The sequence below is a fragment of the Catenovulum sediminis genome (assembly GCF_007289895.1).
Lineage (GTDB): Bacteria > Pseudomonadota > Gammaproteobacteria > Enterobacterales > Alteromonadaceae > Catenovulum > Catenovulum sediminis.
The window spans coordinates 2,217,940-2,230,166 of record NZ_CP041660.1; the positions used below are offsets into that span (position 1 = coordinate 2,217,940).

Genomic DNA, 12,227 nt, shown 5'->3' on the forward strand with positions numbered 1-12,227 from the left:
ACCAAATGGAGGGGCGTCAGAACTGCTGAACTTCAACAGTTCTGACAGAACCATGTAGGCTCTACCTTCGTGCTAAACTTTAATGTTGATATTTTGACCAATCGCTGGATCTGCAGAGCGAGGAGGGGAAACTTCCGCAGACTGCAACAAATCCAGAGTTGCTTGTCCTTCAGCCTCTTGTTGCTTTTTAGCCAGTTGAGCACCACGTAATTCCGCATTGCCTTGACCAGCGACAGACGATTGATTAACACCCGTTGGATTTACATCCATACGTACCTCCGACAACATTGAGTATGATCTACTCAGGTTTAAACGAGAGCGGTATTACCCTCATAGTTGTTATCGGCATGAGGCCGATAAACTTTAGTAAAAAAGTTCATTTTTTTACTGTTTTTTACTGGTCTAGTCGTTCGGTTTAAGCTTTTGTCCGTTTGCCGATACCTCAAGTCAACAAAGTGGTGCATAACATCTTGCGAAATCTATTGGTTTTATTATAAATCGAGGCGCATCCATTGAATGCTTTACTATCACAGTTATAATTGCAAATTATTAAATGAGTAGCAGTGAAAAAGCAGGTTATGCAAAAAATTATTGAAGCAATACGAGAAAATTTAGCATTGGCATATCAAAAAGCGATTGATTGTGATGCAATGTTAGAACAGCTTAAAGAACAGGGGCATGGTCAATTTAGCGCTATTTTCAGTGACGGGTTCAATACCAAAGCAGATCGCTTTTTACCTTATGTGGAAGAAGTCGCGGCGTCCTTTTATCCCATCACTCAGCTTTCTGTGAATCAGCAAAATCAATTGAATGCAGCTGAATTTTCAGACATTATTAAGCAATTGGAAATAATCTTTGCCACTCAAACTAAATTCCAGCAAACCTTTGTCGAGGATAGCCAATAAAACTGTTTAAAAAATAACCTTTTTTACTATAATGGTTAAGATATAGGAGAAAGGTTATGGCTGAAGTTGGTGTCACCAGTGGTTTTATTAATTCAGGCTTGCAGTCTGCGCTACATGCGCAGGGAGAGATTGTGCAGCTTGGAGATTCCAAGAGAGCAGTGGCACCTTCTACTGCACAAAATGACAATGTCACTCTATCTCCCCAAGCTCAGTTGATTCAAAAAGCAGGAGAGATTGGCCGAGCTGGACAGCAGCCGGTCAGTTCAGAAAGTGAACCCGAGCCGCAAGCCAGCGATTCAGTGCGTGTTTCCAGTAGTATCGGTAAAGCTGCCAGCGCAGTAGGTTTAACTGAACAGGAAGCAATAAAGTTGTATCAGGCGATTAATGATTTGCTTTAAGCTTTTTTAGTGCCCGATACTCTGCACCAGTCACCTTCTTGTGTAACAGGATCTAAATCAAACCATTGGCTGTATATTTGGCAAATTTCTTCAGCCTGACTATCTAATATACCAGAAAGCGCCAGTTTGCCCCGAGGTTTAACAAATGCACTTATCTGGGCGCTTAATTCTCTAAGTGGCCCCGCTAAAATGTTAGCGACAACAATGTCTGCTTCTAGTTTAGGCTGGCTACTGGGTAAATAGAGTTCTAAATTGTCCATAACTTGATTGCGTTGAGCGTTGGCAGTAGAAGCCTCAATCGCTTGTGGATCAATGTCGATACCTATGGCTTTTTTACAGCCTAATTTGAGCGCTGCAACTGCCAAAATACCAGAGCCGCAGCCAAAATCGACAATGACATCATCAGTTTGTACCCTGGTGTCGAGCCATTTTAAGCACAAAGACGTTGTTGGGTGGGTGCCTGTACCAAATGCTAGCCCAGGATCTAGGATGATATTGACTGCACTGGGATCGGGAATTTCACACCAACTGGGGCAAATCCATAGCTTGTCGCCAAATTGCAAAGGTTTAAAGCTATCCATCCACTCACGGATCCAGTCCTTATCTTCGAGCTGCTCAACTTTATACTCACCTTTTTGGCCGAAAGGGAAGGTTTCTAAGTGAGCGATAATCGCATCAGTATCAGCTTCTGCATCAAATAAGCCTATTGCTATGGTTTCTTCCCATAGCAAAAAATCACCGGGTTTGGGTTCATAGATAGGCGTGTCCTGTGCATCTAAAAAAGTAACAGAGAATGCACCACATTCCATCATCTCATCAGAAATTAGATCGGCACTTTGTTTGTCGGTAGAATATCGAATTTGAATCCAAGGCATTATATATTTCCCGTTAGCGTATCAATAAAAAAGCCGAGCCATTATTTCCGGCTCGGCTTTCAAGGTTGGATCTTTACGCAAAAATGTTTATTTAGCAATACCCAGTTTTTTCTCTAAATAGTGGATATTGGTTCCACCATTTTGGAAGTTCTCATCTTTGAGAATTTCTTTATGCAAACTGACATTGGTTTTAATGCCTTCTACCACAAGCTCATTCAGTGCGTTTTGCATACGAGCAATGGCAATACCACGATTTTCACCGTAAGTAATTAACTTACCAATCATTGAATCATAGTTAGGTGGAACGCTATAACCAGCATAAATATGAGAATCCCAACGTACACCTAAACCGCCTGGTGAGTGGAAGCGGTTAATTTTACCAGGGCAAGGCATAAAGGTTGCTGGATCTTCTGCATTTATTCGGCATTCAACGGCATGACCACGAATTTTAATTTCATCCTGCGTGATTGACAAAGGCTGACCAGCTGCAATCTTTAATTGCTCTTTAATTAGGTCTATACCGGTAATCATTTCAGTAACAGGGTGTTCTACCTGAATACGGGTGTTCATCTCTATAAAGTAGAATTCACCGTTTTCGAATAGAAATTCAAATGTACCCGCACCGCGGTAACCAATTTCAATACAAGCTCTGCGACAACGATCGCCGATAAATTTACGCATTTCTTCGGTAATGCCCGGCGCTGGCGCTTCCTCAACGACTTTTTGGTGGCGACGTTGCATCGAGCAGTCACGTTCACCCAAATGAATTGCGTTGCCTTGGCCATCAGAGAGCACTTGAACTTCAACATGGCGTGGGTTCTCAAGGAATTTTTCCATGTAAACCACGTCATTGTTAAATGCAGCACCTGCTTCAGATTTAGTTAACTCAATTGACTTGATCAATTCTTTTTCGCTGCGCACAACACGCATACCACGACCACCACCGCCGCCAGCGGCTTTGATGATAACTGGGTAACCAATACGTTTTGCGATTTGCATGTTTTTCTGTGGGTCATCACCTAACGGCCCATCAGAACCGGGTACACATGGTACACCCGCTTTTTTCATTGCACTAATTGCTGAAACTTTATCACCCATTAATCGGATAGAGTCTGCAGTCGGGCCGATAAAAATGAAACCGCTGCGTTCTACTTGCTCAGCAAAATCAGCATTTTCAGATAAAAAACCGTAACCTGGGTGAATCGCAACAGAGTCACTAACTTCTGCTGCAGCAATAATACGTGGTACGTTTAAGTAACTTTCAGTGGCTGGCGCTTTACCAATACAAATGGTTTCGTCTGCCAATAATACGTGTTTTAGTTCGCGATCAGCAACTGAGTGAACAGCGACTGTTTTTATGCCGAGCTCTTTACATGCACGCAAAATACGCAATGCAATTTCACCTCGGTTGGCAATAAGGACCTTATCTATCATTAGTTAACCCCTTAACCTATGATAAATAAAGGTTGCTCAAACTCGACCGCATCGCCATTTTCAACCAAGATTGATTTAATTACACCTGATTTATCGGCTGTAATTTCGTTCATCATCTTCATTGCTTCAATAATACACAATGTATCGCCCTCATTTACAGTGTCACCTTCACTCACAAAATCAGGTGCACTAGGCTTAGGTGCTGCGTAATATGTACCTACCATAGGTGATTTTACTTCATGACCTGCTGGCTGGGCAGCAACTGCCGGAGCAGACTCAGCGGGTGCAGCAGGCGCTGGGGCTGGCGCGGCTTGTTGAGGCGCTTGCTGGTAAACCGGCTGAGCGTAAGATGCGACAGGCGCCGCACGGCTGATTCTTACTGATTCTTCACCTTCAGTGATCTCTAATTCTGAGATACCTGATTCTTCAACAAGCTCGATTAGCTTTTTTACTTTGCGAATATCCATAGCCATGGTCGTTACTCTCTTAAATTTAGTTATTTAGATGCGTTGTTGAGCGTCTGATGTGCAGCATCAAGCGCGTAAAAATACCCCTGACTGCCTAAACCGCAGATGACGGCTTGTGCAATATCAGAGAAATATGAATGATGTCTAAACTTTTCCCGCTTGTGGACATTTGATAGATGGATCTCTATAAATGGAATATCAACAGACAGGAGAGCGTCACGCAGCGCGACACTTGTATGGGTAAATGCAGCGGGATTGATAATAATAAAATCAATTTTATTAAATGACTGATGAATCTTGTCGATTAATTCATATTCAGCATTAGACTGCAGGTGACTTAGCTTTATATTGAGCGCTTCGGCACGTTGAGTAAGTTGCTCAACTATTTGCGCAAGCGTTGTACTGCCGTAAATCTGCGGTTCGCGTTTACCCAACATATTTAAATTTGGGCCATTTAATAAAAGGACTTCAAAGTTATCTTTTTTCATTAAACCTGTCTTTTATTTAAGTTTTAGAGCTTAAAATCGTGGAAAACACTAGTAACTTTTAATTTTGCTAACTATAGAAGAATATTAACGAATTTAAAATGATAATTTTAAAAAAATATGGTTGTACCAGTTGTTTGGCGATATTTTTGCCGATTTTATCTCTGTTTTTACTGAAATTTCACTAATTTAGCTTATTTTAAGCTTGTGAAGAGAAGCTTGATCGTTTTGAGTATTCTTTGCGTATAAATTTTCTAAGATAAGGTAGAATGAGACATAGTCGTCAGATGTAAAATATGAATTTAGATTCGCCTTGAACTCTGACGATGGAATGCCATCTGATAAGGCGAGACTTTTAGCAAAGAGATACACCATGGTTTTTAAATTATTTTTATTGTTTGTTGTGATGCCTATTGCAGAAATAGCGGTATTACTGCATGTCGGTGAATTGATCGGCGGCTGGACAACATTTTTTATCGTCATTGTAACGGCCATCGTTGGTGCGCATCTGGTACGCGCGCAAGGTTTAGCAGCGTTGGCTGAAATAAAATCTAAGTCCGCTCAAGGCGTATTACCAGCCGATTCTATTACTGAAGGGTTAATGATTTTAGTTGCGGGTGTATTATTGGTGACGCCTGGGTTTATTACCGACGCAATTGGCTTTTTATTAACATTGCCTATCACACGCAAACCATTGGCTAAGATTTTCTTGAGCCAACTGGGACCTAAACTTTTTACGCAAACTGTCTACGCGAGTCATCACCACGGGCAACCCTTTTCGCAAGATTCGGTTGAAGATGATCCGGCAAGACCTCGCAATAAGTCTAATAATGTCATCGAGGGTGAATGGCAACGAAAAGACAACTAACAAAAAGACAATTAAAGAAAGGCGAATAAAAAGGCAACGATTGTTGCTCTACACTGGGTGTTACCAGTGCATCAATTTACAGGAGGTTTCATGCGATTGTTACGTGTTCTGATTTCAGCTGTGTTGTTTTTGATTGTGGCTTTTGTCACTGTCGACTATGTATATGACAGAACCAAATTAACCAATCAGTTGGTTCAGGATGCATTAGAGGGTTATCCCTTTGCTGTTAATATTGGTCATGTTGAACATCATTTTCTTGAGTTGGGTCAACTCACATTAAAAAATGTCAGATGGCAAGACGATTTTGGCAATAGTTTGTCATTGGATGAATTTCGCCTAAATTTAAATTGGCAAGCTCTGTTTTATGGTGCAGTTGATATCGGAGCGATTGCATTTGGTAAATTAAATGTAACGGTCAATCAAAATGGGCTAGACAAGCTCGAACGGGCACTGCAGAAAAATGCGGCAGCAAACCCGCAAGCTACAAGCGACGCTGATTCACAATTATTGGTGGAACGTGTTTATTTACAGGCGCTAACAGTGGCTGAGATAAACCTAGATTACACGGATATTGATAAATCATTGAGCTTAGAAAACGTACATATTCAATTAGATGACTGGCAATTGTCTCAAATTATGCCTTTTGATCTCAATAATCTTACTGGAAGCTTGTTGTTTACGCTTGGAAGAGGGCACTATCAGCAGAATACAAAAGTTGAAACGATTAGCGCTAAGACTCAAAATTTGTTAGTGCAAGGGGAGATTAGTAAAGGGCAGCTGAAACCTTTGCTAGAGATTAACACGATTAAAAATGCGAACAGTGTAACCAAGCTGACGATTGAAGCGACTGATGGGCAAGCACAAACAGAAGCATCGACCGATGCCGCGAGTCAGCAGCAAAGTGCGACCTCGATCTCTTCATCCGTCGATGAAGATCAAATAGCCGCTCTACCGCTGGATATTAAAGTAAAAAAGCTATCCTTACAGGATAATCATATTGAATTCAACAATGCAGAGCGTTTAGTAACTGTGGATGCATTAGACATCAATTTAACTGATTTTCTGATTGACCCATCGCAAGCGGATTGGCTCAGTGCAGTACAAGCGCAAATGAACCTTGCAGCTAAAGACATCCAGCTTTCGCCCTATCATCTAAAAGAATTCCAATTGAATTTAGAATTGGCCAAACGTGAATTGGATATAAAACACTTCGCCTTTTCTGCTTTTGACGGCGCTTTTGAAAGTCTCGCATCTGTCACATTATCGCAACCTTATCAGGTAGATATTAGAAAAGTTGCAATGCAGAATATGGTCATTGAGTTACCCATCGCACAACCCAGTGGATCTTCTGAATTAAATTCTAACGAGTTAAAGAATGATGAGAAAGTGGAGCAATCAGGTAGACCGGAGGCTTCTGAAAATGCTCTAAAACAAAGCACGGATAGCGCTAAATCAGAGGCAGCACAAGCAAATGAAGGTGTCGATCAGCTTGTCGCACAATGGGTGGCATCATTAAATATCCAAAATCTAACTTTAAGCAATATCGATCTGCTATTGGTAGAAGAAAGCACGCAGTGGTTGGTCGCGCAAGACATCAACTTGGAGTTAGACAAAATTACGCCAATTGAAAACGGCAGGTTGCTTCGGCAGGAAGACATTAAACCAGGTCACAATCTGGTGATGTCAATTCACAATATTAAACACTTAACCACAGAGATACGTGATATCAATTTATATGCAGAGACCATCGCACGTGGTGTTAAACTAACAGACAGCGGGTTTACAATGGACGATGGCGCTGTGCGCTTAAATGCAAAAGTCAGCAAACAAAATAATATCATTAAAGTAAAAGCACACAGCGATATCCAAAAGCTCAACTTAGCGCGCTTTCAACCCTACTTAGCCGATAGTAAAATAATGCCTGAAGGTGCTTTAAACGCAGATTCTACTGTCGATCTTTCTATTGATAATCAAAAACAGTTACCCGCTGGAGTCAACGGTACGGTAGATTTAACCACTGACGGATTTACCTTAAATGGGTTGGCATTGGATAAAATACTGGATGGTTTTCGAGCAAGCCAGGAAACTTCGTTATTTGATGTGGGCACCTTTTTGGTAACAGGGCCAGTAGGTATGATAGCGATGCAATTTGCTCAACTGGGTGCTGGCGCAATGCAGCTCAAAGGAACGACAGTGGTGCAGCAAATTGAATTACATCTTGATATTCAGGACAGTCAATTAGCTGTTGAGAACACAAGAGTGAAAACCAAGGATAACCATTTAGGTTTTTATGGACAAATAGATTTACCGCAACAAGCATTTAAGCAGTTTAAATTTGGTCTGTTAGATAGCGATGGATGTGCTGCAATTCAGCAAACTTTAGATGGACCGTTTAGCAAAGTGCGAGATGTATTGTTTAATACAACCAGTGGCGCTGTAACGAGTCCAATATCAAATGTTTTACGCAAGGCACAAGACACGGCCAGTGGTGGCTGTAAGGCTTTTTTCCCAAATTCAACCAAATAACTTTTTAACAACATAACAACAATATAGCGAAGTTGATTTTGCGCAGAGCAGTAGAGCACATTTTAGCCGATATATTAGTAAAATGAGCTAGCAAAATTATTTGCCTTTACTAGACTCAAAACTGGAGCTAGGAAATTTGAGTATAAAAATGCAATCCAACCAGGATTTTAATGCAGTCAGGCGCAGATATTTAAAAACTTTAGCAACTGCATCTATGGGGGTTGCGGTTGCTTCTGTCTCTCCACTTATTTATGCGCAAGATAAAACGCAGCTTCGGGTTTTAGGAACGCATGTTACCTTGCAACCGGCAATTAGGGCGCAAGCGATGCAAGACTTAGGTATAGAACTTGTATTCGAAGCCCGAGGGAGTGCAGCCGGCTTGCAAAAAGCGTCGATGCAACCAACCAGTTTTGATGTATATGAGCAATGGTCGGATAGCCTAAATATTTTATGGACTGCAGGGGCAATTCAAGGAATTGATAGAACTCGATTGCGTTATTGGGATGAAATAAATGCATTGGCGAAAACCGGAAGGTTGACACCAACTGCAAAATTGGGTGCTGGGGATGCACCGTATAAATTGTTATATGTACAAAAAAACGGGCAGCTTTCCGCTAATGAAACAGAGCAAGTGAGCTTTTTACCTTATGTACATAATGTAGATTCATTTGGCTATAACACGGCGGTTATTCCTAAAGGCATTCCTTATCAAACGGAAAGTTGGGGCTGGTTATTAGATCCAGCGTATTCCTCCAAGGTCGGTATCGTTAACACACCGACCATCGGTTTATTTGATATGGCGCTGGCCGCCCAGGCTAGAGGACTGATTGAGTTTGCTGATATTGGCAGTATGACGCATCAGGAGTTGGATAAACTGTTTGATATTTTAATGCCGTTAAAATTATGCGGCCATTTTAATGGTTTTTGGAATTCAGTTCCTGAATCTGTTGAATTTATGGCAAACGGCCGCGTTGTTATTGAAAGTATGTTTTCACCTGCAGTGACGGCTTTAAATAGCCGTAATGTGCCCGTTGTTTTTGCTGCACCCAAAGAGGGTTATCGGGGGTGGCACGGTGTGATGTGTTTATCGGCGGCAGTAAATGGAAAAGTAAAAGATGCTGCTTATGAATATATGAACTGGTGGTTATCAGGTTGGCCTGGCGCGTTTATTGCCCGTCAAGGTTACTATATTTCTAATCCGCAAAGGTCTAAAGCGCTATTAGAGCAAATAGAATGGGATTATTGGTATATGGGTAAACCGGCTGCACGTGATTTAAAAGGGCCTGATGGCAAGATTAGCGTTAAAAAAGGAGACGTCAGAACAGGTGGTAGTTACTTGCAGCGGATGAGTAATATCGCAGTTTGGAACACGGTAATGCCAACTTACGAATACAGCTTGCAAAAGTGGTATGAGTTTATCAGTGCGTGAGGCAGCTTTGAATGCGATAAAGAAACACATTAAATCATTATCATTTCAAATCATCAGTGCTACCTTGGTACTGGTGATGTTACTTATTTTAGTGGTTTCATTGTTATTTGAAGTGCAAAAGTCCTACTCTAATAACCTCGTTAAAACGCAGGAAACCTTATCCGAAATTTCTTTAGTTCGTCAAGTAGAGCGAGACTTGGTGGATTTACAAAGGAATGTACTGATATACAAAGATACAGCCAGTGAATCCGCGGTAAAAAGGTTTCACGAGCTACAAAAAGATATTCAACAAAATTTAACACAATTGAGCAAGCAGAAACAGACCCCTGCATTTTTAGATTATGTCGCTAGAATGCAAGCCCATTTAACAGACTATAACACTAATTTTATTACGGTTATTGACAACCGTACTCGTCGTCAAGAGTTGGTGCATCAATCTTTAACGCCTGGCTTTAAAGCAATAACGCAAAGTTTATTCGAATTATTGCAGCAATACCCAGAGTACTCTAAGAATTGGTATTTAATTGATGAAGCGATAAAAGGTGTTAAAGATGGGCAGTTAGCTGCATTAAATTATTTTGTCTCGCCGGATTATTTGCATTTAACCACGCTAAAGAGCTCATTTAAGACTGTTTTTAAGACCTTGGCTTCTTTTGAAGAACCCGAAAAAGTCGATGAAATTCATCGCCAATTGCTTGATATTCAAAAAAACTTTTTAACGGTGACACATATCACCCGTGGCTACATTTTTTTAGTGAATGTTGTGATGGCCGGCACAGCTAACGAGTTTCTGTATTTATCTCAGCAATTATCGCAGTTGGAGAAGTTGCAATTTACAGCCACAGCTAATCAAGTTCAAGAGACTTTAGCGCAGCAGAAGAAGAGAGCGATTATTATCTCGTTTATCGCGATTGGCATTGCTATATTGATTGCAATATTTTTTGTCATGCGAGTGTCTCGGCCAATTATTGATATTACGCAGATATTCTCTGCTCTAAGCCAAGATAAAACAATAGGTGAAATTACACATAAACATCGACAGGATGAAGTTGGATTATTAGCCAGAGCTGCTGATGCTTTCCAAGCTAAAATCCAACAAACCAAAGAGCTATTATTACAATCACAAAGTTTAAATCTTGCACTATCTGAATCTAAGCATGAAGCCGAGGAAGCAACTATTGCTAAAAGCCGCTTTTTAGCAAATATGAGTCATGAAATTCGCACGCCGATTAACGGTATTTTAGGATTAGTGAAGTTAACTTTAGAGACTAATTTAACGACCAAACAAAAGGAATACTTAGAAAATGCCCAATACTCCAGTAAGTTGCTGTTGAACATTATCAGTGATATTTTAGATTTTTCTAAAATTGAAGCCGGCAAGTTGGGGATTGAGCATTCAAAGTTTTCATTTGAGGAGTTTTTGCAAGGTGTTATCGTTAATGTTCAATCTCAACCATACGAAACAGATATAAAAGTGGTATTAGATGTTGCCCCTGATATCCCCCAGAATATGATCGGCGATAGTTTAAGATTGACGCAAATCGTTACCAACCTAGTTAATAATTCGCTTAAGTTTACAGAAAAAGGGGAGGTGAAAATATCATTTTATGGTGAACATTTAGAAAGCGGTAACTACCGGCTTTATGGTTCGGTAAAGGACACCGGAATCGGCATACCACGCAATAAATTAGACACTATATTCAGTTCTTTTACCCAAGTTGACACCTCGACCAGTCGTCAATATGGCGGCACCGGTTTGGGCTTGCCTATTGTTAATGAGTTATGTGCTTTGATGGGCGGGCGTGTGGGTGTCGAATCGGAATTAGAGCAGGGCAGCTGTTTTCACTTTGATATTATGTTGGAAGTGGTCATCGGTGAAAAGACTGTCTTACAGGAAGTGGCGACAGACCAATCGTCTGTTTTTACTGTGCTTAGTGCCGGTCAAGCTAATTGTGTAAAATATTTAGCGGCTTTAGGGTATAAGTTTACAGAGGTTGATTTTGATGCAGAAAGTCATTTATCTGACGACAAATTACCCGCTATAATCGAATTGCCTGTTTCGACTGTTTCTAAAGATGATATAGAAAGATTTGTGCCAGATAAGAATGGCTGTTTAGTTATTTCACCAGAGAAGCATCGACTCGTATTAGAAGCAATGTTTGGAATCGATAATCCTTTGTTGTTGTTTCACCCTTATAGCCCTAAACAATGGTTGAATGCGATTGAGCAATTATTTGTCAATCAGGTCGAGCACACCGCGCAGATTACGCCGGAGGCAGACAAGGAGAGTAACTTGAGCTTTAATGACTGTAGTGTTCTGATTGTAGAAGATAACGAGATAAATCAACTGGTTGCAGCTGCTATGCTAGAGCGCTATGGGTTATCTGTTGAGGTTGCAGAAAATGGCAAAGTAGCGGTCGACAAGCTGTTACAAGATCCGAATAAAATTACTTTTGATCTTATTTTAATGGATGTACAAATGCCTGTGATGGATGGCTATGAAGCAACTCGTGTTTTACGGCAAAAGGGACTGACAAGCTTGCCCATAATTGGCTTGTCAGCTAATGCGCTGCAAAGTGATTATGACGCCGCAAAACAAGCCGGTATGAATGAATATTTAACGAAACCAATAGACGAACAAAAATTAGAACAGACGTTATGTCACTTTTTGGCACATAAAATGTGTCAGTAGAGAGCACTTTATATATTGAATTGTGTTTTCACTTGTACTCATTAAACGGGTCTTAAAATTACCAATTTTAAGGTATTTCTAAATGGCCTTCTTATTTTTACTATATTTCAATGAGTTAACTGCTAATGGAGACGGTATTTCCGACCTT

11 protein-coding genes are annotated in these 12,227 nt (G+C 40.7%); 6 read left to right on the forward strand and 5 right to left on the reverse strand.

Translation table 11 applies throughout. From position 1 onward, the window contains the following. Nucleotides 1-72: 72 nt before the first annotated feature. Entirely contained in the window at nt 73-270 is a 198-nt protein-coding gene (locus FNT16_RS09080) for a putative motility protein (RefSeq protein ID WP_143871290.1), read from the reverse strand. Nucleotides 271-563: 293 nt separating this feature from the next. Here FNT16_RS09080 and FNT16_RS09085 point away from each other — a divergent pair, with 293 nt between their 5' ends. Both FNT16_RS09085 and FNT16_RS09090 read left to right on the forward strand, forming a co-directional pair. Then, entirely contained in the window at nt 564-905 is a 342-nt protein-coding gene (locus tag FNT16_RS09085) for a hypothetical protein (RefSeq protein ID WP_246072187.1), read from the forward strand. 56 nt (nt 906-961) lie between these two features. Beyond that, nucleotides 962-1,303: a hypothetical protein gene (locus FNT16_RS09090; RefSeq protein WP_143871292.1), complete on the forward strand. Its 342-nt coding sequence runs from the start codon at nt 962-964 to the stop codon at nt 1,301-1,303. Here the strand turns inward: FNT16_RS09090 and prmA are convergent. From prmA to aroQ, 4 genes are all read right to left on the reverse strand, one after another. Beyond that, the gene (gene prmA, locus FNT16_RS09095) at nt 1,300-2,178 is read right to left on the reverse strand and encodes a 50S ribosomal protein L11 methyltransferase (protein ID WP_143871293.1); all 879 of its coding nucleotides are present in this window, start codon (nt 2,176-2,178) and stop codon (nt 1,300-1,302) included. The genes FNT16_RS09090 and prmA overlap by 4 nt on opposite strands. 87 nt (nt 2,179-2,265) lie before the next feature. Further along, complete coding sequence (gene accC, locus FNT16_RS09100; protein WP_143871294.1) at nt 2,266-3,612, reverse strand: acetyl-CoA carboxylase biotin carboxylase subunit; 1,347 nt, start codon at nt 3,610-3,612, stop codon at nt 2,266-2,268. Between the two features lie 11 nt (nt 3,613-3,623). Next, nucleotides 3,624-4,079 (reverse strand): acetyl-CoA carboxylase biotin carboxyl carrier protein, encoded by a 456-nt coding sequence (gene accB, locus FNT16_RS09105; RefSeq protein WP_143872933.1) that lies wholly within the window; start codon nt 4,077-4,079, stop codon nt 3,624-3,626. Nucleotides 4,080-4,108: 29 nt separating this feature from the next. Continuing rightward, the gene (gene aroQ / locus FNT16_RS09110; RefSeq protein ID WP_143871295.1) at nt 4,109-4,567 is read right to left on the reverse strand and encodes a type II 3-dehydroquinate dehydratase; all 459 of its coding nucleotides are present in this window, start codon (nt 4,565-4,567) and stop codon (nt 4,109-4,111) included. 370 nt (nt 4,568-4,937) lie between these two features. Between aroQ and FNT16_RS09115 the strand changes: the two genes are divergently transcribed. From FNT16_RS09115 to FNT16_RS09130, 4 genes are all read left to right on the forward strand, one after another. After that, nucleotides 4,938-5,432 carry an FxsA family protein gene (locus tag FNT16_RS09115; RefSeq protein WP_143871296.1) on the forward strand — a complete coding sequence of 165 codons (495 nt, stop codon included), beginning with the start codon at nt 4,938-4,940 and terminating at the stop codon, nt 5,430-5,432. Between the two features lie 90 nt (nt 5,433-5,522). Beyond that, a complete protein-coding gene (locus FNT16_RS09120; RefSeq protein WP_143871297.1) occupies nt 5,523-7,958 on the forward strand; it encodes an AsmA family protein in 2,436 nt (811 codons plus the stop codon). A gap of 148 nt (nt 7,959-8,106) precedes the next feature. Continuing rightward, nucleotides 8,107-9,387: an ABC transporter substrate-binding protein gene (locus FNT16_RS09125; RefSeq protein WP_143872934.1), complete on the forward strand. Its 1,281-nt coding sequence runs from the start codon at nt 8,107-8,109 to the stop codon at nt 9,385-9,387. Beyond that, a complete protein-coding gene (locus FNT16_RS09130; protein WP_143871298.1) occupies nt 9,368-12,079 on the forward strand; it encodes an ATP-binding protein in 2,712 nt (903 codons plus the stop codon). Before FNT16_RS09125 ends, FNT16_RS09130 begins: the two co-directional genes overlap by 20 nt. Nucleotides 12,080-12,227: the final 148 nt, after the last annotated feature.

What these genes read in the sequence shown, in the direction of transcription:
- FNT16_RS09120 (WP_143871297.1), top strand. Translation starts at nt 5,523, where the DNA reads ATGCGATTGTTACGTGTTCTGATTTCAGCTGTGTTGTTTTTGATTGTG.
- FNT16_RS09125 (WP_143872934.1), top strand. Translation starts at nt 8,107, where the DNA reads ATGCAATCCAACCAGGATTTTAATGCAGTCAGGCGCAGATATTTAAAA.
- FNT16_RS09130 (WP_143871298.1), top strand. Translation starts at nt 9,368, where the DNA reads ATGAGTTTATCAGTGCGTGAGGCAGCTTTGAATGCGATAAAGAAACAC.
- FNT16_RS09090 (WP_143871292.1), top strand. Translation starts at nt 962, where the DNA reads ATGGCTGAAGTTGGTGTCACCAGTGGTTTTATTAATTCAGGCTTGCAG.
- FNT16_RS09080 (WP_143871290.1), bottom strand. Translation starts at nt 270, where the DNA reads ATGGATGTAAATCCAACGGGTGTTAATCAATCGTCTGTCGCTGGTCAA.
- FNT16_RS09115 (WP_143871296.1), top strand. Translation starts at nt 4,938, where the DNA reads ATGGTTTTTAAATTATTTTTATTGTTTGTTGTGATGCCTATTGCAGAA.
- accC (WP_143871294.1), bottom strand. Translation starts at nt 3,612, where the DNA reads ATGATAGATAAGGTCCTTATTGCCAACCGAGGTGAAATTGCATTGCGT.
- accB (WP_143872933.1), bottom strand. Translation starts at nt 4,079, where the DNA reads ATGGATATTCGCAAAGTAAAAAAGCTAATCGAGCTTGTTGAAGAATCA.
- prmA (WP_143871293.1), bottom strand. Translation starts at nt 2,178, where the DNA reads ATGCCTTGGATTCAAATTCGATATTCTACCGACAAACAAAGTGCCGAT.
- aroQ (WP_143871295.1), bottom strand. Translation starts at nt 4,567, where the DNA reads ATGAAAAAAGATAACTTTGAAGTCCTTTTATTAAATGGCCCAAATTTA.